Consider the following 25,129-nt stretch of genomic DNA (forward strand, 5'->3'; position numbering starts at 1 on the left):
GCGTACCGACAGGGGCGGTCGCAGTCGGGCTCGGTCGTTGATCACGTTCATCGGCGTGAGCGTACTTTCGGGTGCGCTCGCGGCCGGGCTGGCGGTGCCGTTCGCGGGCTTCGCCGGACGTGGTGCGGCTGAGGTCGCGGGGACCGTCCAGAACCTTCCGAAGGAATTCCAGACCGATCCGCTCGCCGTCCGCAGCCGCATCCTGGCCGCGGACGGCTCGCTGATCGCCACCCTCTACGAACAGAACCGGGTCCCGGTCCGGCTGGGCACGGTCAGCCCGATCATGCGCAAGGCGATCGTCGCGATCGAGGACTCCCGGTTCTACGACCACGGCGCGCTGGACCTGAAGGGCACGCTGCGCGCGATGGTGCGGAACTCGACCGGCGGCGAGGTCCAGCAGGGCGGGTCGAGCATCACCCAGCAGTACGTGAAGATGAGCCTGGTCGAGAAGGCGCGGACGGCGGCCGAGCGGCAGAAGGCGACCGAGGTCTCGTACGAGCGCAAGCTCACCGAACTGCGGTACGCGATCGCCGTCGAGAGCGAGCTGTCCAAGGACGAGATCCTCGAGCGGTACCTGAACCTGGCGAACTTCGGCGACGGCGCGTACGGCGTCCAGACCGCGGCGCAGCACTACTTCCGGACCACCGCCGACAAGCTCACGCTCCCGCAGGCGGCGCTGCTGGCCGGCCTGGTGAAGAACCCGAGCGGGTACGACCCGACCAACGACCTGCAACGGTCCCGGGCCCGCCGGGACGTGGTGATCAAACGGATGCACGAACTCGGCGCGATCACCCTCCGGCAGGCGAACCAGGCGCTCCGCACGCCCGTCATCGACCTGGCCGCGGTCGAACCGGTGCCGAACGGGTGCGCCAACTCGCGGTACCCGTTCTACTGCGACTACGTGGTCTCCAAGCTGCTGGCCAATCCGGAGCTCGGCGCGACCGTCAAGGACCGCGACCACTACCTGAAGACCGGCGGCCTGTTGATCCGGACCTCGATCGACCCGCGGATCCAGGCGGCCGCCCAGGCGTCGATCGTGAAGCACACCAAGCGCAAGGACAGCGCGATCGCTGCCATCACCGTCGTCGAGCCGGGCACCGGCCTGGTCAAGGCGATGGTGCAGAGCCGTCCGTACGGCAACGGGCGCTACCACACGAACTACAACTACAACGTCGAGAAGTCGTACGCCGGTGGGTACGGCGGGTTCCAGAACGGCTCGACGATGAAGGCGTTCACGATCGCGGCGGCCCTGGCGAAGGGCATCCCGATGGACTACCGGATCAACTCGCCGGAGCAGATCGACCTGCGGAACACGAAGTTCAAGACCTGTCACGGCACGACCCGCGACCCGACGTACACGCCGAAGAACTCGACGCACAGCGGTGACCTGACGATGGTCGAGGCGGCGCGGTTCTCGACCAACACCTACTTCCTGCAGCTGTCGCAGCGGACCGGTCTGTGCGCGATCGCGAAGATCGCGTCCCGGCTCGGGATGTACAACGCGCAGACGATGGGGCCGCTCGACCAGGTGGTGTCGATGACGCTGGGCGTCGGGTACGTGACGCCGCTGATGCTGTCGAACGCGTACGCCACGTTCGCGGCGCGCGGGAAGTACTGCAACCCGCTGGTCGTCACCTCGGTGCGGGACAAGTCCGGAAAGGCGATTCCCGGTCCCGGCTTCGACTGCAAGCAGGTGCTGCCGCGCGCGGTGGCGGACGGGGTCAACCGGGTTCTCAGCGCGGTGATGATGCCGGGCGGTACTGGTGGCCACCTGCGGTTCGGTACCCGCGACATGGCCGGCAAGACCGGGACGATCCAGCAGAACCTGGCCGTGTGGTTCTCCGGCTACACCCCGAATCTCGCCGCCGCCGCGGTCGTCGCCGACGCGAACCTGCCGTACACGAACCTGATGTACGGCCACACGCTGGGCGGCCAGGACATCGTCGACCCGACCGGATCCGGTACGGCGGGTCCGCTGTGGGAGACCGCGATGCAGGGCGCCCTGCACGGCCTCCCGGTCGAACGCTTCGCCAACCCGCCGCGCAAGATGATCGGCAACCCGAAACCCCCGGCCTCGGGGAAGCCCACACCGAACAGTCCCCGCTGAGCCCAGCGTGACCAGCGCCCTGCTGATCGCGCTCGACGGGTCGCTCGGCACGCTGGTCGGCATCCTGCTGCTCGCGCTCGGCGCCGGCTACACCCACGGCGTACTCCGACCTGGTTGCTGCTCACCCGCGCCTAGAGCGGTCTGAGGTCCGAGCCCGGGACCCAGGCGATCTCGCCGTCCTTGTCGCGGAAGCGGCCGAGCCATTCGCCGTTGTCGCGGATCCAGATGTCGAGCTCGCCGGCCGCCCAGGTGGCGCGCTGGACCGACTGGCTGGGATCGACCTTGCGGATCGCGTCCGCGGGCCGGGGCCCGTGGGCGTCGTACTGGACGTCGAGATCGGAGGCCACCTGCCGGGCCTCCGTCTCGTCGTCGATCCCTGTTGCACGCCACCCGTTGACCGCACCGTCCCAGACGCCGAACCTGTTGGTTCCGTCGTCGGACGGGCGCACCGTGAACCGACCAAGCATGTTTTCAGATTACCGCCTTGTCGAACATATGTTCTAGTCTTGATGTCGACAGGAGGTGTGTGCGATGGACGACACGGTGCGCCCGGCCGGACTCAGTTGCGGTAGCGGAAGATGATCCGGCCCCGGGTCAGGTCGTAGGGGCTGAGTTCTACCAGGACGCGGTCCTCGGGGAGGATCTTGATGTAGTTCTTCCGGATCTTCCCGCTGATGTGCGCGAGGACCCGGTGACCGTTGCTGAGTTCGACCCGGAAGTTGGCGTTCCGGAGGCACTCGACGACGGTGCCTTCCATCTCGAGACCGCCTGCTGTTCTGGGCATCGTCAGGCCTTTCCCGGTCCGCTGACCAGTTCCAGGCTGCCGCCCGTTCGGTGGGCGCCGAAACCTTCGAACAGCCTTGTCGCGGCGGTGTTGGTCTCGTCGACCTCTGCCGTCGCCGCTTCCTTGCCGGAGTGGTGCAGTTGGGTCAGGGCGTGAGCCAGTAAGGCCCGGGCGATCCCGCATCGTTGCTCGGCGGCGAGGACCGCGACCAGTCCGATCCGCGGGAGTCGGGTCATCGTCGCGAGCCGGAGCAGGCCGACGTACCGACCGTCCCGGACCGCGACGGTGTACTTCGACGGGTCGAGCGGTCTCGTCCCACCTTGCCAGGGCAGGACCTCTGCGGGCATCGTGTGCCATCCGACGGTGGACCCGACCTCGGCGCGAATCGCCTGGTCCAGCTCGCGCAACGGCGCCTCGGCCACGTCGTCACCGGTCAGGATGGACAGCCCAGATGTCGTGGCAGTTGGTGTTGTGGGTACGGCGTACTCCGCCTCGCGCCGCCAGATCGTGAACCCGGCGCGGATCCACTGGGCTGTGAGGTCGTGGTCGGTCGCGTCGACAACCGTGTAGCGCGGGGCCGGCTGGTCGGCCAGGATCGCGGCGGCGAGCCGGTCGAAGACCTCGTCCCGCCAGGTGTCGATGCTGAGGAAGGTTCGGCCGTCGAGCCGACGGCTGGCGTGGCCGCGACCGACGACCAGGTCGTTCTCGATCGCATGCCATTGATTGTCGGCGACGCGTGAGACGGTCACCTTGTGGGCGTGAACGCCCGGACTGAAAGGCAAAGAGTTCATCGGTGTTCCTTTCGGGAGCTTCTGGGGGCGCTCCCGACGACACCTACGTCAGCCCGCCCGTGACCACGAGAGGGGGAGCACCCACTGCGTTGCAGCGTTCATCGGGGCCTCACCTCCAGGTGTGATGTCACGGACCACAGAACGGTACCAACCGCGCCGTCGGGTGGGCCACCGATTTTGGTCCTTCGAACAAGTGTTCTATTCTTGATCTCGGATGGAGGTGTGCGATGGGATACAACAATCCGCCGATCAAGTGGTCGGAGCTGGAGCGGAAGCTGTCCGACCGCCACCGCCCGGGCAGCCACGGCGGCCGTCCTGTCACCGCTGACGGCGGAGACAGCCCGGCCTGGTCCCAGCACCGCGGGCCCTATGTGCCCGAGCCCGTCCACCGCCCTGACCACGCGGTGCCTTATGCCGAGCTGCATGTCCATTCGAACTTCTCCTTCCTGGACGGCGCCTCCCAGCCGGAGGACCTGGTCGAGGCCGCCGTCCGGCAAGGGCTGCACGCGCTGGCGCTGACCGATCACGACGGGTTCTACGGCGCGGCGCGGTTCGCCGAGGCCGCCGCGGCGTACTCGCTGCCCACCGTGTTCGGCGCGGAGCTGTCGCTGGAGCTGACCGGCCCGCAGAACGGCGTGGCCGATCCGGAGGGCAGTCATCTGCTGGTGCTGGCCGAGGGACAGGAGGGGTATCACAAGCTCGCCGGTGAGATCACTGAAGCGCAGCTGGCCGGTGGCGAGAAGGGGAAGCCGGTCTACCACCTGGAGGAGCTGGCAGCGCGCGGGAAGGACCACTGGATGATCCTGACCGGCTGCCGCAAGGGGCTGGTCCGGCAGGCGCTCGAGCTCGGTGGACGCGCCGACGGCCCGGCCGCCGCGGGGCGCGAGCTGGACCGGCTCACCACCTTGTTCGGCAAGGACCGAGTGGTCGTCGAGCTGATGGACCACCACCTCCCCGCCGACACCACCCGGAACCGGATCCTGGCCGCCCTGGCCGCCGACCGCGGCCTCCCGGTCGTTGCTACGAACAACGTTCACTACGCGACCCCCGCCAAACACAAGCTGGCCGCCGCGCTGGCCGCGGTCCGGGCCCGCCGCGACCTGGACGCGATGGACGGCTGGCTGCCGGCGGGCGGGATGGCGTTCGTCCGGTCGGGCGCGGAGATGACCGTCCGCTTCCGGCGCTTCGACGGGGCGGTCGCGCGTTCGGTGACGCTGGCCGACCAGCTCGCGTTCGATCTCGCCCGAGCGAAACCGAAGCTCCCGCTCCGCGACGTACCGGAGGGGGAGACGCCGATGTCGTGGCTGCGGGTGCTGACGTTCCGGGGGGCTCTGAAGCGTTACGGGACACGTGAACAGCGCCCGGACGCGTATGAGCGGCTGGCGCGGGAGCTCGACGTCATCGAGGAGAAGGGGTTCCCGGGGTACTTCCTGATCGTCGAGGACATCGTCCGGTTCGCCCACGACCACGGGATCCTCTGCCAGGGCAGGGGATCCGCGGCGAACTCGGCGGTCTGCTACGCGCTCGGGATCACCGCGGTGGACAGCATCCTCTACAACCTGCCGTTCGAGCGGTTCCTGGCCACCACGCGGGCCGAGGAACCGGACATCGACGTCGACTTCGACTCGGGGCGTCGCGAGGAGGTCATCCAGCACGTCTACGCCAAGTACGGCCGGCGCAACGCGGCCCAGGTGGCGAACGTGATCTCCTACCGCCCGAAGTCCGCCGTCCGCGACATGGCCAAGGCGCTCGGGTACTCCGTCGGTCAGCAGGACGCCTGGTCGAAACAGGTGGACGGCTGGAGCCCCGAGATCACCTCGACCGAGCACGACATCCCGCCGCAGGTGGTGGCGATGGCGACCGAGCTGCTGAAGTTCCCGCGGCACCTCGGCATCCACTCCGGCGGGATGGTGCTGACCGAGCGCCCGGTCGGCGAGGTGGTGCCGATCGAGCACGCCCGGATGGAGGACCGCACCGTCCTGCAGTGGGACAAGGACGACTGCGCCTGGATGGGGCTGGTGAAGTTCGACCTGCTCGGGCTCGGCATGCTCGCCGCCCTGCAGTACTGCCTGGACATGGTCCGCGAGCGGATCGGGGAGTCGTGGGAGCTGCACACGATCCCGCGGGAGGAGGCCGGGGTCTACGACCAGCTCTGCCGGGCCGACTCGGTGGGTGTCTTCCAGGTCGAGTCCCGCGCGCAGATGGCGACGCTGCCGCGGCTGAAACCCCGCCGGTTCTACGACCTGGTCACCGAGATCGCGCTGATCCGGCCCGGCCCGATCCAGGGCGGCGCCGTGCACCCGTACATCCGGCGCCGGACCGGGGAGGAGCCGGTCACGTACCTGCACGCGAAGCTGCGGCCGGTGCTGGAGCGGACGATGGGCGTGCCGCTGTTCCAGGAGCAGCTGATGCAGATGGCGATGGCGGTCGGCGAGATCGACGGCGACGAGGCCGACCTGCTCCGCCGCGCGATGGGTTCCAAACGCGGCATCGAGAAGATCTCCTCCCTGAAGGACAAGCTGTACGGCGGGATGGCGCGCAACGGGATCACCGGTGACCTGGCCGACGAGATCTACGCCAAGATCGAGGCCTTCGCGAACTTCGGGTTCGCCGAGTCGCACTCGATCAGCTTCGCGCTGCTCGTCTACTCCAGCACGTGGCTGCGCCTGCACTACCCGGCCGCGTTCCTGGCCGCGCTGCTGCGAGCACAGCCGATGGGCTTCTACTCACCACAGTCCCTGGTCGCCGACGCGCGCCGCCACGGTGTCGAAGTACGGCGTCCGCACCTGCATCTGTCCGGGGTCGACGCGGGGCTGGAGTTGCTGGTCGAGGGGCAGGAGCGCACCGGGCCGACCGGATCGCCGCAGTGCCTGGAGGACCCGCAGCCGCTGGTCGGTCCGTTCGACCCGAAGGCACCGTTCGACACCACCAGTCATCGGCGGGACGGGGTGTTCGCGGTCCGGCTCGGGCTGGCCGAGGTCCGCACGGTGGGGGAGAAGGGCGCGAAGCTGATCGTCGAGGAGCGGGAGCGGGGCGGACCGTTCACCGAGATGGCGGACGTGGTCCGGCGTACCGGGATCACCGCGGCCCAGGTCGAGGCGCTGGCCACCGCGGGAGCGTTCGACTGCTTCGGGCTCGACCGCCGGCAGGCGTTGTGGGAAGCCGGCCGGGCAGCCGAGGAACGCCCGGGACAGCTGGCCGGTATCACCGCCGCCGGCCCGCCGCCGACACTGCCCGGGATGAGCGACATCGAGGCCGACATGGCGGACCTGTGGTCCACCTCGATCACCACCACCAACCACCCGATGGAACGCGTCCGCGACCAGCTCCGTGCCGACGGCATCCTGTCCGCGGCCGAACTGAAGGCCGCCCCCAACGGCGCCCGGGTCCGCGTCGCCGGCGTGGTCACCCACCGCCAGCGTCCCGCGACCGCCTCCGGCGTCACGTTCATGAACCTCGAGGACGAGACCGGCATGGCCAACATCGTCATCACCGTCGGCTGCTGGCACCGCCACGCCGCCGTAGCCCGCAACGCCGCCGCCCTGATCATCCGCGGCCGCGTAGAACGCGCCGGCGAAGTCACCAACCTCTCCGCCGACCACCTCCAACGCCTCCCCCTAGCCGCCCAAACCAAATCCCGCGACTTCCGCTAGAAACGGTTGGTCGGGTGGGGTTGGAGGAGAGTTAGTACTTCGGCGGTGGGGCGGACGTCGGCGAAGGTGCGGTAGAGGGTGTGGAGGGTGGCGTTGAGGTCTTGGTCGCGGCGGGCGGCGTTGGCGTCGGCGATCATGATGACGCGGTAGCCGACGGTGCTGGCGTCGCGGGCGGTTGATTCGCAGCAGACGTTGGCCACGGTGCCGGTGATCAGGACGGTGTCGATGCCGCGTTCTGCCAGCAGGTCCGACAGGTCGCAACGGCCTGGGAAGAACGCGCTGGTGGCGGTCTTCTCCACGATCAGGTCTTCGTCCCGTACGTCGAATTCGCGCCAGACGCGGTCTCGCAACGGACCGGTACCTCCCGATTCGCTGAACATTCTGGCGATCTCAGGCCCGAGGAACTCAACTGTCACGGGGGTGATCTCGGTGCGCCCGGGCAGTACCCACGCGACCGTGCCGCCCAGGGAGCGAAGGTTGCCGGCGAGCGCTTGGATGTTCGGCACGATGCCGCGCGCGTAGTCGTCGTGCTCGACGAAGAACGAGACCATGTCGACGACCACCAGCGCCGTACGCTCCGGCACCAGCTCCTGGTAAGCGTGCCGCTTCCCGCGCCGCGCCTCGTGCCGCGCGTACTCGCGTGCCTCGATCGTCCACTGGTGCAGCTTCGGAACCACAGTCTCCGTCATGCGCCAGAGCATGTCAGCCGCTACCGACAGATCTCCGAGTTGTCGCAAACTCTCGCAGTACCCGCTTCGAGCGCCGGTTGCCCGCGCGCCGGCTCCGCGTTCGCCGAGTCGTGGCGTTTGGTTCGTGCCCTGATTGGCGAATCGTGGAGTGCGGTTGGGATTTCGGAGCCGTCGTTCACGACTCGGCGGGGCAGGTCGGTCGTGCGGGGTACGGCGTTGATACGTGAGGGAGTCGTAGAGTCGGCTTGTGGGTGTTGATGTGGTGACCGAGTGCGTGATTGCTCGGGCGGTTGATGTTGTGGCGGGGTACGTCGGGGATCCGGGCAATGCGCCGGCGTGGTACTCGAATATCGAGTCGGTGCAGTGGCAGACCGAACCGCCGGTCGGGGTTGGTTCGCGGATGGATTTTGTTGCGCACTTTCTCGGGCGGCGGCTTGCCTATACGTACGAGGTTGTCGAACTGGTTCCGGGGCGTCGGCTGGTGATGCGGACCGCGCAGGGGCCGTTCCCGATGGAGACGAGCTACGAGTGGTCTCCCGTGAGCGAGGACGCCACGCGGATGACGTTGCGGAACCGGGGTGAGCCGAGCGGGTTCGCCGGGGTTGCGGCGCCGTTGATGGCGGCGGCGATGCGGCGCGCGAACACCAAGGACCTCGCGCGGCTGAAGCAGGTTCTCGAGTCGCGCTGAGATGGCCGGCGGGAACATCTGCGCGTCTAGCAACTGTCGGGCCCAATCTGACCACATGCTGGCAAACGCTTACCGGCGGCTGTCGAACTCTGCCACACTGGGTGTCCATGACTTCGCCTCTGGTGATCAATGACAACGGTGCGTGGTGCTGGTTCCAGGACGAGCGGGCGTTGGTCGATCCGAATGACGGGGTCCTCGTCGTCGGGTCGATCGCGGCGCCGGAAGGTCCCGGTGGCGCTGATCGGGCCGGCAATGTCGAGCTGACCGTGGTCGATCTGCGGTCCGGTGCGACCGACGTCGTGGTCCTGCATGAGCAGTTCGAGGCCGACGACCACGACGTACCGGCGTTGTGGCGGCGGCGGGACGGTCGGTGGCTGGCGGTCTACACCAAGCACAAGACCGACGACCTGACGCGGTGGCGGGTGAGCGAGCCCGGCGATCCGCGGAAGTGGGGCCCGGAGCAGACGTTCGACTGGAGCGAGTTCACCGGCGGCCGCGGCGTCACGTACTCGAACCTGCACGAGCTCGACGGCCGTCTCTACTGCTTCGCGCGCGCCGTGAACGACGACCCATGCGCGCTGGTGTCCGACGACGAGGGTGACACATGGACGTACGCCGGGAAGCTGTTCACCCGCCCGAAGATCGGCTACGTCAACGGATACACCCGCTACGTCTCCACGCCGAAGCGCGTCGACCTGATCACGACCGACCACCACCCGCGCGACTACAACAACTCGATCTACCACGGGTACCTGGAAGCCGGCGCGCTGCACCGCACCGACGGGACCGTCGTGGGCGAGGTCGCGCTCGACGCGGACGCACCCTCGCAGGTCGAGCTGACCACCCTCCTCGCCGCCGACTCGGTCTGGGACGGCGAACCGATGACGCACTGCTGGACGACCGACATCCGCCGCGGCGACGACGGCACGATCGCGGCGGTCCTGACCGCTCGCCACGACACGCCTGAGAAGCCGGAGGACGCCTTCGAGCGGCTGCACCCGGTCCCTGACCACCGCTTCTTCTACGCGCGCCTCGCGCCCGGCGGGACCTGGCAGGTTCACCAACTCGCCAAGGCGGGCGACGGTCTGTTGCCGCACGAGAACGACTACACGGGCCTGGTCGCGATCGACCCGTACGACCTCGACTCGCTGTACGTCTCCACGCCGATCGACCCGCGGGACGGCGCCGCCCTGAAGCACCACGAGATCTTCCACGCCCGTACGGCGGACGGCGGCGCGACGTGGACGTGGACACCAGTGACGGAGAACTCGACCGGTGACAATCTCCGGCCGATCGTCGCGCCAGGCGATCCGGGGAGGGTCCCGCTGCTGTGGTTCCGCGGCGAGATGACGGCCTCGCAGCACTACGCGTGTGAGGTCGTGCTCCGGGATCAGCCGCGACAGACATAGTAACAAGCGGTACCATCTGACCCATGGGCGTGCCGGTTCGGCGGTTGTGGGTAGCGGTGCTGTGTGGATACCTCGCGTTCGGAGCCGCGTTGCAGGCGCTGCCGTCGTACGTGCCGAGCAGGTACGGCGGTGGCGCGCTGGCCAGCGGGACCGCGGTCGGGATCGCGTTTCTGGCCACGGCTCTCGGGCGCCCGTTCGCCGGTCGGCTGGCGGACGCGGGCAGGTCGCGACCGGTCGTGCTGACCGGGGGAGTGCTGGCCGCGCTTGGAGGCCTGGGGCAACTGTTGGCGCCGGATCTCGCGGTGCTGCTGGTCGCGCGACTGGTGATGGGCGCGGGCGAGGCGGCGCTGTTCTCGGCGGCGTTGCCCTGGGTGCTGGCCGGAACGCGGATGGCCCATCGCGGCCGGCTGGCAGGATGGTTCGGCCTGTCCATGTGGGGCGGATTGGCCGGCGGCCCGGTCCTCGCGACAATCGTCGGGAGTGCGGGAAGCGCGGGTGGTGGGGGCGGTGCGGGCGGCGCAGGTGGGGATGTCGTCTGGTGGGCGGTCGTGGTGTTGTCGCTCGTGTCCGTGGTGCTGGTGCTCACGACCCGTCGCGATCCAGGCCGAAGCGAGCCGCTGACACGCATCCGCAGTATCCGGGATCTGATCCCCGTCGGCGTTCCCTTGCCGGGAGCAATCATCGGCCTGGCCGCCTACTGCTACGGCACCGTGGCGGCGCTACTCGTCCTCAGACTGAGAGCCGACGCGATCGGCGTCGACAACATCGCCCTCGCCGTCTTCGCGCTCGCCTTCCTGATCGTGCGCTTCGCCGGCAGCCCACTGGTCGATCGGTACGGCGGACGCGTCGTCGCGGCAACGACCGTCACGATCGAGATCGTTGCCTTGCTCGGCCTCGCAAAAGTCGACGGCCCGGCCGGCGCGCTCGTCTTCACCGCGCTCGCCGGCGTCGGTATGGCGCTGATCTATCCGGCCTGCGTCTCGATGACGCTCGATCGCGTCCGTGGTCTGCGGCCGGGCGTCTCGATGGGCGTGATGACGTCGTTCTGGGACTTCGGCGTGATGGTCGCAGGTCCGCTGGGCGGGTTGACCGCGGACCGCGCGGGCTATCCGGCCGCGTTCGGTCTCGCGGCCGGAGCGGGAGTCGCCTGTGTCGCCGTACTGCTCAGAATGCCGCGGCGAGCAGTGTCTCCACGATGACCCGCGCCTCCGCACCGAGCCCCGGATCCTGGTCAACCGCACTGATCAGCGTCGCCCCTTCCAGTACGACGACCAACTGCCGCGCCGTCGTCTCGGGATCGCGGGCGCCGGCGTCGGTGAGCAGGCGTGCGAAGAGTTCGCGGTAGAAGGTGAGATGGTCCCGCGCGAGCCGGCGCGGCGCCCCGTCGTACCCGCGGTCCTCGGTGGCGGCGTTCATCATCGCGCAGCCGCGGAACCCGGACTCGGCGTACCAGGTCGCGACCAGGTCGAAGACGGCGAGGACCTGGTCGCGGCCGGGCGGTGCCGCGGCGACGGCCTCGTGGTGCCAGGCGCGGACCCGGTGCGTGCGGTCGGTGAGGACGGCCTCGACCAGGCCCTCCTTGGAGCCGAAGTTCTTGTAGATGGTCAGCTTGGACGCGCCGGCCGCCTCGACCACCTCGTTGATCCCGGCCGCGTGGATCCCGCGGCGGCCGAACACGTCCGCCGCCGCCTTCAGGATCCGGGCCCTGGTCGCCTCCGGGTCCAGTCGTTCACCTGCCTTGACCGGCATCGGGTCACCACCTCCGGACTCCATAATACCGATCGGTGTTATCTGGACGTAGATAAGAACGATCGGTACTATCAACGTCATGTGGACAGCGGCAGGATTCGAGCGCGTGGCCGAGGCCTTCGAGCGCAACTTCGTCGAACGCGGTGAGGTCGGCGCGGCGTTCGCGGCGTACCACCAGGGCCGGTTGGTGGTCGACCTCTGGGGCGGGACCGCCGACCCTGAGACGGGACGGGCGTGGGACCGCGACACCATCCACCTGATGTTCTCGGGCACCAAAGGGTTGACGACCGCGTGCGTCCTGCTGCTGGTGCAACGCGGGCAGGTGGGGCCGGCCGATCCGCTCAGCCGCTACTGGCCCGAGTTCGGTGCCGAGGGCAAGGAATCCGTCACGATCGCCGACGTGCTGTCCCACCAGGCGCGGCTGCCGCACGTCGAGGCGGGGTACGCCGACCTTCTCGACCACGATGCGATGGCGGCACACCTGGCGGCGCAGGCACCGTCGCCCGATCCGCACGCCGGGTTCGTGTACCACGCGATCACGTGGGGCTGGCTGCTCGACGAGTTGGTACGCCGGGTCGACGGTCGCACCGTGGGACAGTTCTTCGCCGCGGAGTTCGCCGTACCGCTGGGGCTGGAGGTGTGGATCGGGTTGCCGGCGGAGCTGCACTGGCGGGCGGCGACGATGGTCGCGCCGGAGGGTGTGCTGTTCGACGGGCCGAATCCGTTGTGGGTGCCGGGTGCCGAGAAGATCTGGAACAGTGACGAGTACCGATCGGCCGGCCTGGCCGCGGTCGGTGGGTACGCGACCGCGCGCGGGATGGCGCGGTTCTACGCGTCGCTGCTCGGCGAGGTGGACGGCGTTCGGGTGCTGGCGCCGGCGACCGTCGAGCTCGGGCGCCAGGAGATCCGGCGCGGCATCGAGCCGACGTGGGGGAGTCCGATGGCCTACGGCGCCGGGTTCGAGTTGCAGACCGGTGACGGACCGGCGGACGCGTTCGGTCACGCCGGAGCGGGCGGTTCGCGGCACGGCGCCTGGCCGGGCCGCGAGACCGCCTACTCCTATCTGATGAACGAGGTGCGCGCCGCTCCGGACGGGCGCCCGCTCAGTCTGCTGGGAGCGCTCAGCCGAGGTAGTCGCGCCACGGGCCGGTGATGGCCAGCGTGATCCCCGGCGTCTGGATGTTCACGAACAGCACCTTGCCGTCCTCGGAGAACGCCGGGCCGGTGAACTCCGAGTCGTTCAGCATGTTCCGGGCGATGGCGTACGTCGGGCCACCCGGCGTGGCGCTGAGCACGTGGCTGCTGGCCTGACCGTCCTCGGCGAGGATCAGCGAACCCCACGGGGTCACGGTGACGTTGTCCGGGCCGTCGAAGTTGAGGTCGTCGTACTTCACGTCGGCGCGGCCCTTGTTCGCGGCGGCGTTCTCCGGGAAGTAGGTGACCAGCTGGATGGTCTGCGCGTCGTAGTCGTAGAACCAGACCATGCCGTCGTGCGGTACGGCGTCGGCGGGCAGGTCGGCGGTGCCGGACTCGGCGTACGAGTTGACGACGTACACGCCCTTCTTGGTGCCGAACACGCCCTCGAACTTCTTACCGCGGGTGATCTGGCCGTCGGTGAACTGCTTGCGGACCGACGTGGTGGCGCCGTCGCGGTCCGGCACCGGGATCCACTTGACCCGGAACGGGCGGAGCAGCTGGGCCGAGGTCAGGTACGCGACGTCCGGGATCGGCTTGCCGTCGTCACCGAGGATGGCCAGCGCCTCGAGGGTGCCGAAGTCCTTGTTCTGCAGGTCCTGCCAGCTGCGCGGGCCGAGCTTGTAGCCGCGCGGCGCCGACCAGCGGTAGAAGGTGCCGTTCGGGCCGGAGGCGTCCTCGGACAGGTAGACGTGGGTCCGGTCCTCGTCGATCGCGAGCGCCTCGTGCGCGTAGCGGCCGAGCGCCTTCAGCGGCACCGGGTGCGCGGTCTTGCCGTCGCCCCAGACCTCGAACACGTACCCGTGGTCCTTCAGCCGGGTGGTGCCGTTGGCCTTGTTCTCGGTCTCCTCGCAGGTCATCCAGGTGCCCCACGGGGTCGGGCCGCCGGCGCAGTTCGTCAGCGTGCCGGAGATGCCGACCCACTCGCCGAGGTTGTTGCCGTCCTTGTCGACGTCGATGACCGTGCAGCCGCCGGCCGCGCCGACACCCGCGTCGTAGACGGTGCCCTCGACCGGCGGTACGCCGAGGGCGTTGGCGCTGCCGACCTCGTGGTTCTGGATCAGCTGGTAGCGGCCCTGGCCGGCGCTGAACACCGCCGTACCGTCGTGCAGGGTCGGCGTCGGCTGGCCGGTCTTGAGCTTGGTCTGGCCGGCCTGGGTGACGACCTTGTACTTGAACCCGGCCGGCAGCGCGAGCAGGCCCAACGGGTCGTCGAGCAGCGGCGGGAAGGGCCGGTGCTGCGGGAACGGCGAGCGGTCGGCGTGCGACGCGGGTGCGGCCTCGGCGAGCGTCGGCATCGCGCCGACGGTGCTGATGCCGACTCCGGCGGCGCCGACGGCGGCACCGCGCAGGACGGAACGACGATCGACTGACATGGTGTTGACTCCTTGGAAAAAGCGGTTCCCGAGTTGCCCAGATCCTTCAGGCCGTGGACTGACGGCTGGGAAACAACACCTGAACAACATTCGTGCGATCCATCTGCAACGAATGCACAGCCCCCGGCGTCTACTGTGGGAGGTGATGGTGATGCGCACAGTGAGCGTCGTGCTGCTGGTGGCCGGACTGCTGGTTGCTTGCGGCAATGACCCCGGATCGGGAGGGACCCCTTCGATGAGCGATACCCCGACAGGCAGCCCGTCGAGCAGCGTGCCGTCAGGTGGACCGGCCGACCAGGCCAAGGCCGACCTGGCCAAGCGGCTCGGCGTCGCCGCCGCAGAGGTGACGGTGGTCAGCTCCGAGGAGGTCACCTGGCCGGACGGCAGCCTCGGCTGCCCGGAGCCCGGGATGCGGTACACCCAGGCGCTGGTGCCGGGGAACCGGACGATCCTCGAGGCCGGCGGCAAGCAGTACCAGTACCACTCCGGCGGGCACAGGGCGCCGTTCCTCTGTGAGCATCCGCAGGGTCCGGCGCGTTGAAAAGTTTCCTCGGGACGCGGTGTATCACCGCAGGCCGAGGGTGACTCCGCAGCAATAGGGGGGAAGCCTTCGGGCCGTTGCAGGAGGGAGAACGGCGCGCAGGTGCGTAGAGGGGGGTGACGCGGTGCGGGGGCCTGGCCGATGAGGCCGGGAGCCCGCACCGCGTCAGCGTGGAGCTAGGGCTGCTCGAGTGACGCCAATGCGTCGCCGGCCCGCAGGACTGGACCGGTGCCGGGCTCGGGCTGGGACAACGCGAAGGCGAGCAGTGCGTCGGCGGCCTGCTTCGCGTTCTCGCCGGTGACCGACATCCGGCCGGCGATCAGGCCCGCGACGAGCGGCGTCGCGAACGACGTACCGCTCCAGCGCGCCATACCGGCGAAGGAGCGCAGTTGGCCGGTGTTCGGCGGTTCGGTGCATTCGTAGTCGCCGGTGAGGAAGGCGTTCACCAGGTTCTCGCCCGGTGCATAGACATCGACCCAGCCGCCGAAGTTGCTGAACGACGCGCGGTCGCGGCCGTTGTCGGCCAGCGCGCCGACGCCGACCGTCTCCGGGAACGCGGCCGGCCAGAAGTAGTCCCGGCTCGCTTCGTTGCCTGCGGCGGCGACGAGGGTGAGTCCGTTGACACGGTTCAGCCGGGTCTGGATGAAGACGTCCAGCCCGAGCGCCGGCAGGTCGAAGCGGGTCCGCGTCCCGGCCGACAGGCTGATGATGTCCGGCGCCAGATCGAGTACTTCGTCCAGCGCCTGCGCGAGGTCGAACTCCCACATCGCGCCGGCCGCGGTGAAGTAGCTCTTCACCACGACCTCCACGTTCCGCGCGATCGCCCGCAGTACGCCGGCGATGAACGTCCCGTGGCCCGCGTACGGCCGGATTCGCCCGGACCCGTCGAACGCGTTCTCCGGATCACCCGTCACGCCGTTCAGCCAGTACGCCGCCGGCGCGTCGGACCACCCCACGTCAAGTACGACGACCTTCACCCCGCGACCGTCCGCGGCACCCGCGGGCAGGAACGGGGTCGGTAGTACGGGATCCGGTGGGATCCCCGGCGGTACCTCCTCGGGCTCGGTGGCCGGGCACGGGCTGACACTCGGACTCACGTAGAACAGATGCTCCGGGGTGACAACGCCGCGACCGAGCCGCAGGTCGGCATGTCGCAGGAATCGTTGGGTGGGCGAACGATCCTCGGGTGCGTCGGCCGGGACCTTGTCCGGTAGCAGCAGCCGGGTGACGCCGCCGATCCCGCCCTCGGCCGGGCGTCCGCCCTCGAACAGGTCGACCACTCGGGCGAGGTCCTTGTCGCGGACCAGCACCACCCCGGTCCGATACAGGTAGTCGGCCCCTTCCGGGCGTTTCTCCCAGTCCTCCGGGTAAACCTCGACCGCGCGCCCGAACGCCTCGAGAATCAGCTCGATCTGGGCGATGTACTTTCGCTCGGTCGTTTGATTTTCCATTTCCGGCATTCCCCCTCTGAATCAGCGAAATGACCGATATCATTCCAGAGTGCCGACGGCCGGGGGGAGTGCCGAAGCAGCGGAAAATCTGCTGCCGCTCGCGTTGTCACGTCCGCACGACGCGATCGCGTCGGCGCGGCTGCTGCTTGCCGCCGCTCCCGCCGCCCGCGAGGCGTCGATCGCGCACCAGGCCTGGGGCATCGGCCTGCGCCAGCTCGGCGACGTGACCCGGGCGGTGCGCGAGTTGCGGACCGCGCTGCGGCTCGCCGAGCAGTCCGGGCGGTCCGAGCGGGAGGCGGATGTCCTTGCCACGTTGGGCGCAACGCTGGGCCGGGCCGGTCGCAGCCGGGAGGGACTCGAGCGGCTGGACCGGGCCGTCGACCTGAGTCGCGGTGCGCTGACCGGGCGGGTGTTGTTGCGGCGGGCCGACGTACTGCTGGTGCTCGGGCGGCATCGGGAGGCGCTCGACGATCTGCGGTCGGCGATCACCCGGTTGCGGCGATCCGGCGACCAGGTCTGGGAAGCGCGGTCGCGGAACTACCGTGGATTCATCCAATTGGCGTTGGGCGGGACGCAACGGGCGGACGCGGATTTCGCGGTCGCCGAGAAGTTGTACGCCGCAACGGGTCAGGAGTTCGAGTACGCCGAAGCTCGGCAGAACCGTGGACTGGTCGCGTACGCGCGCGGCGATTTACCGGCGGCCTTGCGGTATCTCGACGACGCCGGCCGCCGGTTCGCCGCGGTCGGCGTGGTCTGGCCGGACCTCGCGATCGACCGCTGCGGCGTACTGCTGGCCGCCGGGTTGAGCACCGAGGCGCTCGCGGAGATGGACCAGGCGATCGCCCGGATGGATGCCGACGGCGGTACGGCGACCAAGCGCGGCGAGCTGTTGTTCGCAGCGGCGACGGCCGCGTTGGCGGCCGGAGATCCGCAGGCCGCGCGGCAGCGGGCCGAGCGGGCGCGCCGGTCGTTCTCGGCGCACCGTCGGGAGTGGTGGTCGGTGCGGTCGTCGCTGGTGTTGCTCGAGGCCCGTTACCAGGCGGGCGAGCGGGGGCCGCGTCTGCTGCGAGGGGTCAGCGAGGTCGCGCGCCGGCTCGATGCGCTGGGATCTTCCGAGGCGTCGGCCGCGCATCTGCTGGCGGGGCGGATCGCGCTGGCCGACGGGCGGTCGCGGACCGCGGATCGTCAGTTGGAGTCGGCCGGCCGGCACGCGAAAGGCGCCCCGCCGATTGCGCGGAGCGCGGCCTGGCTCGGGAGGGCGTTGCGGGCCGAGGCGCGGGCGGACGTGCGCGGCATGTTGTCGGCGTGTGGTCGTGGGCTCGACGCACTCGACGAGCATCGGTTGTTGATGGGTGCGACCGAGTTGCGCGCGTTGGCGACCGGGCAGGGTGCCGAGTTGGCGGGGCTGGCGTTGCGGGACGCGGTACGGCGTGATGATCCGCGGCGATTGCTGGTGTGGGCCGAGCGATGGCGGGCCACGGCGCTCGACGTACCGCCGGTGCGGTCGTCGGACGACACGCACCTCGCTGCGGAGCTTGCCGCCCTGCGAGATGTCGTACGGCGCTCGGACGCGGATCCCGATCCGGGGTTGGAGAAGGAGCGGCGGCGACTGGAGAAATCCGTTCGCGACCGGGCGTTGCTGGCGCAAGGTGCTGCCTTGGGTGGTGGGGCATCGCGGCTCGACTTGGACGAGTTGGTCGGCGCGCTGGGCGACACGGTGCTCGTCGAGTTGGTCGAGGTCGACGGGGTGTTGCATGCGGTGGTGGTGCGGGACGGCCGGATCACCCGGCGGGAAGTCGGGCCGATGGCCGCGGCGGCCCTCGAGGTCGAGCGCTCGCGTTTCCGGTTGCGGCGACTGGCCCACGGCCGCTCCCCAGGACGGCCCAACGGCAACGGCCGAGTGATTGGACGGTCCAACGGTGAGGGCCGGGGGCAGATGCAGCTGGGGCCGTCGTTGGAGGTGCTGGGTGCTCGGCTCGGGGGAGCGATTCTCGGGTCGGCGCTGGAGCTGCTCGGGGATCGTCCGGTGGTGATGGTGCCGCCTGCTCGCCTGCAGGCTTTGCCGTGGGGATTGGTACCGGAGCTGGCCGATCGGCCGGTCAACGTTGTGCCCTCGGCCGCGTCTTGGTTGCGCGCCCGGCAAGTGCGACCACCCGCCGACCGGCGAGTCGTGCTGGTGCTCGGGCCAGGCTTGTCGGCCGGTCGGGCCGAGGTACTGCGGCTGGCCAAGAAGTACCCCGACGCGACCGTCCTCGCCGACGGCGACGCGACCGCGGAGAAGGTACTGCGGGAGCTCGACGGTGCCTGGATCGCGCACATCGCCGCGCACGGAACCTTCCGCGCGGACAGTCCGCTGTTCTCGTCGCTGCGGCTCGACGACGGCCCGCTGACCGTGTACGACTTCGAGCGGCTGCGCAGAGCGCCGTACCGGATGGTCTTGTCGAGTTGCGATTCCGGGCTGGCGAAGCCGGTCGGGGCCGACGAGTTGCTGGGGTTGAGCAGCAGCCTGATCCCGTTGGGCGCGGCGGGGATCCTGGCGAGCGTCGTACCGGTGAACGATCCGGCGACGGCGCCGTTGATGCTCGCGCTGCACGACAACCTGCGGGCCGGTCAGCCGCTGGCGGCCGCGTTCGCCGGTGCGCGGTCGGCGGCGCGCGGGGATCCGGTGGCGCTGGCGGCGGGGCGATCCTTCGTCGCACTCGGGGCCTGAGTTTGTATCAGCGGACATCCGGACTGTCTCTGTAGAAGTAGCGGTCCGGTGCGAGAGGGGGACGGCATGCGGGACGATCCGTCGGTCGTCGACCTGGTCACCCGGGCCAGGGACGGCGACAAGAGCGCGTGGGACGAACTGGTCGAGCGGTATGCACCGCTCGTCTATTCGGTCTGCCGCCGATACCGGCTGCCGCAGGCGGATATCGACGACGTCGGGCAGAGTGTGTGGCTGCGACTGGTCGAGCACCTGCCGGGGTTGCGGGAGCCGGCCGCGTTGCCGGGCTGGATCGCGACCACGACGCAGCGCGAGTGCTTCCGGCTGATCCGTTCGACGAGCCGGGTGGAACCCGTCGATCCGGCCGAGTCGGCTGACGTACCCGAGCCGGCGATCGCCGAGGAGGAAGTACTGCGGCACGAACGCCGGCGGATCCTCCGGACCGCGTTCGCCGAGCTGTCGCGCAAGTGCCAGCTCCTGCTCGCATTGCTGATGCAGGACCCGCCGACGCCGTACGACGAGATCGGCCGGACGCTGCGGCTACCGATCGGCAGCATCGGGCCGAACCGGGCCCGCTGCCTGACCCGGCTCCGGCAGACCCCCGCGCTCGCGGTGCTGGTCGCGGACGGACCCGATGACCCGACGAGGAGGTGAGCGACCATGCTGGACCCCGAGTGGAGCGATGACGAGAAGCTGATCGAGGCCCTGCGGGACGCGCTGGCGTCGGCCGGCGAGGTGCCGGAGGCTTTCGTCGAGGCCGGTAAGGCGGCGTTCGCGTGGCGCACCATCGACGCCGAACTCGCGGCGCTCACCTACGACTCGGCGTGGGACTCGCTGGACGCCTTGGCGATCCGTTCCGAGAGCGCGATCCTGCGGTCGCTGACATTCGCCTCGGACGGCTGGACGGTCGAGGTCGAGCTGACCCCGGACGCCGTCCTCGGGCAACTGGACCCGCCCGAGGCCGGGACGGTCGCCGTCCGCGGGGCCGGTGGCAACTGGCCGACCGCGGAAATCGACGACCTCGGGTTCTTCGTCCTGCGCCCACCACCGACTATTCCCTACCGGCTGTCCTGCACCACCGCGTCCGGTACGACGATCCTCACCGGCTGGATCACGCCGTAGGGAATGTGCTCGGTGCTGCTCAGGCGGCGAACACCTGCGAGTCGTCCGCGAACGCCTTGAACTCCAGGGCGTTCCCGGCCGGGTCGAGGAAGAACATCGTCCACTGCTCACCGGTCTGCCCCTGGAACCGGACGTACGGCTCGATGACGAACTCGGTACCGGCCGCCTTCAACCGCTCGGCGAACTTCTGGAACTCCTCGACGCTCAGGATCAGCCCGAAGTGCGGCACCGGTACGTCGTGACCGTCGACCGGGTTGTGGATGCGCTGCTGCCGCTCGGGAGCGACGTGCGTGACGAACTGGTGGCCGCGCAGGTTCCAGTCGATCCACGTCTCGGAGCTGCGCCCCTGCTCGAGGCCGAGGACCGTGCCGTAGAAGTGCCGGGCCGCGTCCAGGTCGTCGACCGGCATCGCGAGGTGGAAACGGGGAACGGGGGAGTCGAGAACGGTCATGGCGTCCATCGTCGCCTACGTTCGGGCGCAGGGCAGCTCCAGGCGGCTCAGGCGGTGGTCGCGTTCCGCTGGCCGGACTCGACGTGCGGGCGGGACTGCCACAATGCCCACTCCGCGCTGACGTCGCCCGCGGTCCGGAGCAGCAGCGGGAGATGGTCGTGCAGCAACGTCTCGACGGAGGTCTCGGCGGCGTGCACCGTCACGTTCATCGCCGCCCGGACCGTCCCGTTGCCGTCGCGCACCGGCGCGGCCACCGATCGGACGCCGGGCGCCAGCTCCTCGTCCGCCAGCGCCCACCCGCGCGCCCGGATCTCGGTGAGTTCGTCCCGCAGCTGCTCCGCGGTCCTTCCGATGTACGGCGGCAGTCCGGCGCGACTCGGTTGGGCGAGGACGTCGGCCAGTTCGTCCGGGGTCAGCGCGGACAGCAGCACCTTGCCCTGCGACGTTTGCGCCGCGGGGAACCGGGTGCCGATGTCGACGCGCAGCGCGATCAGTTTCGGTACCGACACGCGCGCGACGTACACGATGTCGGAGCCGTCGAGCTGGGCCATCGACGAGGACTCGCCGGTGCGCGCGACGAGCGCCTCGAGGTGCGGTTTCGCGATGTCCCAGAGGCCGAGCGAACCGACGTACGCCATCCCCAGGGTGAGCACCTTCGGGGTCAGCTGGAAGGCGCCGTCGGTGGTGCGGACGAAGCCGAGCTCCTCGAGGGTGAGCAGCAGCCGGCGCGCGGTCGGCCGGGCCAGGCCGGCCGCGGTCGCGACCTCGGTGAGCGACATCGTCCGGTGGTCGGCGTCGAAGCAGGCGAGCACGTCCAGCCCGCGAGCCAGCGCCTCGACGAAATCCGGCCCTGCGCCACGCCCTGCCATCTGTTCCTCCGTCGGTCGACTACGACTCACCGAAGATGGTGCCACGTGCCTCACGGGTCGAGTCGGACTTGTACTCGGTGTACTGGTACGGGTTGTCGAGCACCTCGCCCTTGGGCAGCTCCGGGTTCATCCCGTTCCGCCAGGCCTCTTCGCCGAGCGACGAGCGCAGGTGGTCGACGGTCGCCTCCACCTCCCGCCGTACGGCGGCCAGGTCGCAACCGACCAGCTGGTGATCCTGCTTCACCACGCGACCGTCGACGATCACCGTATGGACGTCGCCGCGCTGCGACTGGAACGCGACCTGACCGTACGGGTTGATCAACGGGAACGACACCGGTGACGCGTCGTTCTTGATCAGCACCACGTCGGCCTTCTTGCCCGGTTCGAGGCTGCCGAGGTCGTCGCGGCCGAGGGCCTTAGCGCCGCCGCGGGTCGCCCAGCCCACGACGTGTTCGGCGCGCAGATGGCTGTGCGTCACGGTGGCGCCTTTCATGTGCGCCTCGAGGTGTTCGCGGGCGCGGTCCGCGCCGAGGGTGGTCCGCATCGCGCTGAACAGGTCGCCACTCCACCACACGCTGGTGTCCTGCGACAGCGAGACCGGGATGTCGTGGCGGCGTACCTGCCAGGTCGGTGGGTAGCCCTGACCGGCGCTCTGCTCGGACTCGGTGGAGACCGAGATCGATCCGCCGGTCGCGGCGATCCGCTGGTACGAGTCGGTGTTCAGCGACGCGGCGTGCACGTAGATGTTCTGCGGCGTCATGAACTCGTTCTCGTGCATCAGCCGGATGCCGTCGTCGTTGGTCGCACCCCAGACCCCGGCGTGCGTGGTGACACCGAGCCCGAGCTCGCGCGCCACCTCGAACGCGGGCCGCTCCGGGAACGCCGGGTCACCGGTGACGTCGAACGCCAGCTGCAGGCCCAGCTGCGAGTCGTCCCGCATCCGCTCCAGGAACGCCCGCACCGCCGGGTCCGCGGTCCACTCCCACGGCCCCGCCTGGATGTTGCCGTAGGCAAGAACAAACCGCCCGGGTACGGCGCGTAACGCGTCGGCCGCCGCCTCGGCGTGCTCGACGGTCTGCAACCCGTGCGACCAGTCGACGGTCGTGGTGACACCGGCCTCGAGGGACTCCCAGGCCGACGTCAGGTTGCCGGCGTGGATGTCCTCGGGCCGGAACGTCTTCCCGTGCTCCAGGTAGTACCAGACGAAGTACTGCGTGAGCGTCCAGTCGGCGCCGTACGCGCGCATCGCGGTCTGCCACATGTGCCGGTGGGTGTCGATCATGCCCGGCATCACGATGCCGCCGGACGCGTCGATCACCTGGGTCCCCTCCGGGACGTCGAGGTCCCGGCCGACGGCCGCGATCCGGTCGCCGTCGACCAGCACGTCGCCGTCCTCGACGATCGTGTGCCGGTCGTCCATCGTCAGTACGGTCCCGCCCCGCAGCAGCAACTTGGTCATGATCCCCTCCAGAACAGTTCGGACAGACGTCCGTATCACGGTCACATGGGGCGCTGCTGCTCACTATTGGAGCGCTCGTGGACCCTGTCAAGAGGTCGCGCCGGGTGGTTGACAGGCGACGGAAGGCGTGCAGAAACTGGTGCGGACAGATGTCCGTAGATCTCGCCGGGAGGTCAGGGTGAACGGTCCGTTGTCCGGCCTGCTGGTGGCCGACTTCTCCCGGATCCTCGCCGGTCCGTACGCGACCATGCTGCTCGCCGATCTCGGCGCCGACGTGATCAAGGTCGAGGCGCCGGCCGGTGACGACACCCGGTCCTGGCAGCCGCCGGTCCGCGACGGCATCTCGACGTACTACCTCGCGGTGAACCGGAACAAGCGGTCGATCGCGCTGGACCTGAAGGACTCCGGTGATCTCGCCGCGGCCCAGGAGCTGGCGCGGCGCGCGGACGTCCTGGTGGAGAACTTCCGGCCGGGCGGGCTGGCCCGGTTCGGGCTCGACTACGAGACCGTTGCCGCCGGCAACCCACGGCTGGTGTACGCGTCGATCAGCGGGTTCGGGTCCGGGCCGAAGGGGGCCGAGCTGCCCGGGTACGACCTGATCGTGCAGGCGATCTCCGGGCTGATGAGTCTGACCGGCGATCCGGACGGCGAGCCGTTCCGGGCCGGCATCTCGGTGTTCGACGTGATGGCGGGGCTGCACGCGACGATCGGCGTCCTGTCCGCGCTGAACGCCCGGCACGAGACGGGTCGCGGTCAGCACGTCGAGGTCAACCTGCTGTCGTCGGCGCTGTCCGGCCTGGTCAACCAGTCGAGTGCGTACGTCGCGGGTGGCGTGGTGCCGCGGCGGATGGGGAACAGCCATCCGAGTCTGTTCCCGTACGAGCCACTGCCGTGCGCGGACGGGGAGCTGATCATCACGGCCGGGAACAACGGGCAGTTCCGCAAGCTGGTCGAGGTTCTCGGGGTCCCGGAGCTGGCCGACGACCCGCGGTTCGACCGGAACGAGAAGCGGACCGCGAACCGGGAGGAGCTCCGGCCGCTGCTCGTCAACCGGTTGATGACGCGGACGAAGCTGGAGTGGTTCGCCGACATCATCGCGGCCGGGGTGCCGTGCGGACCGATCAACTCCGTCGACGGCGGGGTCGCGTTCGCCACGGACATCGGGCTGGACCCGGTGGTGACCGTCGGTGGGATCCCGACGGTGCGGAATCCGATCACGTTCACGGGAGGCACGGATAGTGCAGCGTCGTACCGGCTGCCGCCGCCGTCGCTCGACGAACACGGTGACGAGCTGAGGAAGTGGCTGACCTGATGACCTTTCCGACATCACTGGGTACGTCGACGGCGGACGAGATCCGGCTGCTCGGGCAGGATCTCACCGCGGACCTGATGGGCAAGGTCGGGTTCGGGGAGCTGGCGTTCTGGCTGGTCGCGTTACGGCGGCCGACGCCGTCCGAGACGCGCGTGTTCGAGGCCGTGCTGGTCGCGCTCGCGGATCACGGGTTCACGCCGACGGCCATCGCCGCGCGGCTGACGTACTTGTCGGCGCCGGACTCGTTACAGGGGGCGCTCGCTGCCGGGCTGCTCGGTGGGGGATCGCGTTTCCTCGGAGTGACCGAGGACTGCGGGCTGTTCCTGCACCGGGCTCTGGAAGGTCACGACGTGCCGACGGACGACGCCGGCTGGGACGAGCTCGCGCTTGCCGTTGTCCAGAAGGCGCGAGCAGACGGGAAATACATCCCCGGGCTCGGTCATCCGGTGCACAAGGTGCAGGACCCGCGCACGCCTGTGCTGCTGGGGATCGCTGAGGAGGAGGGCCTGCGGGGCAACCATCTGCGGTTGTTCGAGGCGATCGGGCGGGTCCATGAACAGGTCCTCGGGCGCAGGCTGCCGTTGAACGGCGCCGGGGTCTGCGGCGCCGCGCTGGCCGACCTCGGGCTGCCGGTCGAACTGTTGCGCGGATTCGCGCTGCTCGCGCGGGCGGCCGGCCTGCTCGGGCAGATCGCCGAGGAGCGCCGCCGCCCGATCGGCATGGACGCCTACCTGACCGTCGACCGCAACGCCGAGTACGTCGATCCGGAGTCCTGAA

General features: G+C 69.7%; 23 protein-coding genes. 13 read left to right on the forward strand and 10 right to left on the reverse strand.

Annotated elements, in window-relative coordinates:
* The first annotated feature begins 55 nt into the window (after positions 1 to 55).
* On the forward strand, positions 56 to 2,107 hold the full coding sequence (locus ACWGID_RS20675) for a transglycosylase domain-containing protein (RefSeq protein ID WP_452198782.1): 2,052 nt from the start codon (positions 56 to 58) through the stop codon (positions 2,105 to 2,107).
* Positions 2,108 to 2,114: 7 nt separating this feature from the next.
* Complete coding sequence (locus tag ACWGID_RS20680) at positions 2,115 to 2,252, forward strand: hypothetical protein (protein WP_452198784.1); 138 nt, start codon at positions 2,115 to 2,117, stop codon at positions 2,250 to 2,252.
* Here the strand turns inward: ACWGID_RS20680 and ACWGID_RS20685 are convergent.
* From ACWGID_RS20685 to ACWGID_RS20695, 3 genes are all read right to left on the reverse strand, one after another.
* On the reverse strand, positions 2,239 to 2,574 hold the full coding sequence (locus ACWGID_RS20685; RefSeq protein ID WP_452198786.1) for a hypothetical protein: 336 nt from the start codon (positions 2,572 to 2,574) through the stop codon (positions 2,239 to 2,241). The two genes, ACWGID_RS20680 and ACWGID_RS20685, sit on opposite strands and share 14 nt — an antisense overlap.
* 92 nt (positions 2,575 to 2,666) lie before the next feature.
* The gene (infA, locus tag ACWGID_RS20690) at positions 2,667 to 2,891 is read right to left on the reverse strand and encodes a translation initiation factor IF-1 (RefSeq protein WP_452198787.1); all 225 of its coding nucleotides are present in this window, start codon (positions 2,889 to 2,891) and stop codon (positions 2,667 to 2,669) included.
* A gap of 2 nt (positions 2,892 to 2,893) precedes the next feature.
* A complete protein-coding gene (locus ACWGID_RS20695) occupies positions 2,894 to 3,682 on the reverse strand; it encodes a GNAT family N-acetyltransferase (protein ID WP_452198789.1) in 789 nt (262 codons plus the stop codon).
* Positions 3,683 to 3,909: 227 nt separating this feature from the next.
* Between ACWGID_RS20695 and ACWGID_RS20700 the strand changes: the two genes are divergently transcribed.
* On the forward strand, positions 3,910 to 7,335 hold the full coding sequence (locus ACWGID_RS20700; RefSeq protein WP_452198791.1) for an error-prone DNA polymerase: 3,426 nt from the start codon (positions 3,910 to 3,912) through the stop codon (positions 7,333 to 7,335).
* Here ACWGID_RS20700 and ACWGID_RS20705 read toward each other — a convergent pair.
* On the reverse strand, positions 7,332 to 8,024 hold the full coding sequence (locus ACWGID_RS20705) for an isochorismatase family protein (RefSeq protein ID WP_452198793.1): 693 nt from the start codon (positions 8,022 to 8,024) through the stop codon (positions 7,332 to 7,334). The two genes, ACWGID_RS20700 and ACWGID_RS20705, sit on opposite strands and share 4 nt — an antisense overlap.
* A gap of 247 nt (positions 8,025 to 8,271) precedes the next feature.
* Between ACWGID_RS20705 and ACWGID_RS20710 the strand changes: the two genes are divergently transcribed.
* The 3 genes from ACWGID_RS20710 to ACWGID_RS20720 all read left to right on the forward strand — a co-directional run bounded on the left by ACWGID_RS20710 (position 8,272) and on the right by ACWGID_RS20720 (position 11,320).
* A complete protein-coding gene (locus ACWGID_RS20710; RefSeq protein WP_452198795.1) occupies positions 8,272 to 8,712 on the forward strand; it encodes an SRPBCC family protein in 441 nt (146 codons plus the stop codon).
* Positions 8,713 to 8,819: 107 nt separating this feature from the next.
* Positions 8,820 to 10,121: a BNR-4 repeat-containing protein gene (locus tag ACWGID_RS20715; RefSeq protein WP_452198796.1), complete on the forward strand. Its 1,302-nt coding sequence runs from the start codon at positions 8,820 to 8,822 to the stop codon at positions 10,119 to 10,121.
* Positions 10,122 to 10,144: 23 nt separating this feature from the next.
* A complete protein-coding gene (locus tag ACWGID_RS20720; protein ID WP_452198798.1) occupies positions 10,145 to 11,320 on the forward strand; it encodes an MFS transporter in 1,176 nt (391 codons plus the stop codon).
* Here the strand turns inward: ACWGID_RS20720 and ACWGID_RS20725 are convergent.
* Complete coding sequence (locus ACWGID_RS20725) at positions 11,286 to 11,870, reverse strand: TetR/AcrR family transcriptional regulator (RefSeq protein ID WP_452198800.1); 585 nt, start codon at positions 11,868 to 11,870, stop codon at positions 11,286 to 11,288. The two genes, ACWGID_RS20720 and ACWGID_RS20725, sit on opposite strands and share 35 nt — an antisense overlap.
* A gap of 79 nt (positions 11,871 to 11,949) precedes the next feature.
* On the opposite strand from ACWGID_RS20725, the gene ACWGID_RS20730 reads away from it, so the two are divergent.
* Positions 11,950 to 13,023: a serine hydrolase domain-containing protein gene (locus tag ACWGID_RS20730; RefSeq protein ID WP_452198802.1), complete on the forward strand. Its 1,074-nt coding sequence runs from the start codon at positions 11,950 to 11,952 to the stop codon at positions 13,021 to 13,023.
* On the opposite strand, the gene ACWGID_RS20735 is transcribed toward ACWGID_RS20730, so the two are convergent.
* On the reverse strand, positions 12,992 to 14,440 hold the full coding sequence (locus ACWGID_RS20735) for an alkaline phosphatase PhoX (RefSeq protein WP_452198804.1): 1,449 nt from the start codon (positions 14,438 to 14,440) through the stop codon (positions 12,992 to 12,994). The two genes, ACWGID_RS20730 and ACWGID_RS20735, sit on opposite strands and share 32 nt — an antisense overlap.
* Positions 14,441 to 14,675: 235 nt before the next feature.
* On the opposite strand from ACWGID_RS20735, the gene ACWGID_RS20740 reads away from it, so the two are divergent.
* Positions 14,676 to 14,981 carry a hypothetical protein gene (locus tag ACWGID_RS20740; RefSeq protein ID WP_452198806.1) on the forward strand — a complete coding sequence of 102 codons (306 nt, stop codon included), beginning with the start codon at positions 14,676 to 14,678 and terminating at the stop codon, positions 14,979 to 14,981.
* A 176-nt stretch (positions 14,982 to 15,157) separates the two neighbouring features.
* On the opposite strand, the gene ACWGID_RS20745 is transcribed toward ACWGID_RS20740, so the two are convergent.
* On the reverse strand, positions 15,158 to 16,432 hold the full coding sequence (locus ACWGID_RS20745) for a S8 family peptidase (RefSeq protein WP_452198807.1): 1,275 nt from the start codon (positions 16,430 to 16,432) through the stop codon (positions 15,158 to 15,160).
* A 49-nt stretch (positions 16,433 to 16,481) separates the two neighbouring features.
* Between ACWGID_RS20745 and ACWGID_RS20750 the strand changes: the two genes are divergently transcribed.
* From ACWGID_RS20750 to ACWGID_RS20760, 3 genes are all read left to right on the forward strand, one after another.
* Positions 16,482 to 19,142 carry a CHAT domain-containing protein gene (locus ACWGID_RS20750; protein WP_452198809.1) on the forward strand — a complete coding sequence of 887 codons (2,661 nt, stop codon included), beginning with the start codon at positions 16,482 to 16,484 and terminating at the stop codon, positions 19,140 to 19,142.
* 66 nt (positions 19,143 to 19,208) lie between these two features.
* Positions 19,209 to 19,793, forward strand: a complete 585-nt coding sequence (locus ACWGID_RS20755) for an RNA polymerase sigma factor (protein WP_452198810.1) — start codon at positions 19,209 to 19,211, stop codon at positions 19,791 to 19,793.
* A 6-nt stretch (positions 19,794 to 19,799) separates the two neighbouring features.
* Positions 19,800 to 20,261: a hypothetical protein gene (locus tag ACWGID_RS20760; protein WP_452198811.1), complete on the forward strand. Its 462-nt coding sequence runs from the start codon at positions 19,800 to 19,802 to the stop codon at positions 20,259 to 20,261.
* Positions 20,262 to 20,280: 19 nt separating this feature from the next.
* Here ACWGID_RS20760 and ACWGID_RS20765 read toward each other — a convergent pair whose 3' ends face one another.
* The 3 genes from ACWGID_RS20765 to ACWGID_RS20775 are packed head-to-tail and all read right to left on the reverse strand — an operon-like array spanning position 20,281 to position 23,040.
* On the reverse strand, positions 20,281 to 20,712 hold the full coding sequence (locus ACWGID_RS20765) for a VOC family protein (protein WP_452198813.1): 432 nt from the start codon (positions 20,710 to 20,712) through the stop codon (positions 20,281 to 20,283).
* 47 nt (positions 20,713 to 20,759) lie between these two features.
* Positions 20,760 to 21,581, reverse strand: a complete 822-nt coding sequence (locus tag ACWGID_RS20770) for an IclR family transcriptional regulator domain-containing protein (RefSeq protein ID WP_452198815.1) — start codon at positions 21,579 to 21,581, stop codon at positions 20,760 to 20,762.
* Positions 21,582 to 21,600: 19 nt separating this feature from the next.
* On the reverse strand, positions 21,601 to 23,040 hold the full coding sequence (locus ACWGID_RS20775; protein WP_452198817.1) for an amidohydrolase family protein: 1,440 nt from the start codon (positions 23,038 to 23,040) through the stop codon (positions 21,601 to 21,603).
* 178 nt (positions 23,041 to 23,218) lie between these two features.
* Between ACWGID_RS20775 and ACWGID_RS20780 the strand changes: the two genes are divergently transcribed.
* Positions 23,219 to 24,352 (forward strand): CaiB/BaiF CoA transferase family protein, encoded by a 1,134-nt coding sequence (locus tag ACWGID_RS20780; protein ID WP_452198819.1) that lies wholly within the window; start codon positions 23,219 to 23,221, stop codon positions 24,350 to 24,352.
* The gene (locus tag ACWGID_RS20785) at positions 24,352 to 25,128 is read left to right on the forward strand and encodes a citryl-CoA lyase (RefSeq protein WP_452198821.1); all 777 of its coding nucleotides are present in this window, start codon (positions 24,352 to 24,354) and stop codon (positions 25,126 to 25,128) included. Before ACWGID_RS20780 ends, ACWGID_RS20785 begins: the two co-directional genes overlap by 1 nt.
* The last annotated feature ends 1 nt before the right edge of the window (position 25,129 follow it).

This window comes from Kribbella sp. NPDC054772 (assembly GCF_053611945.1).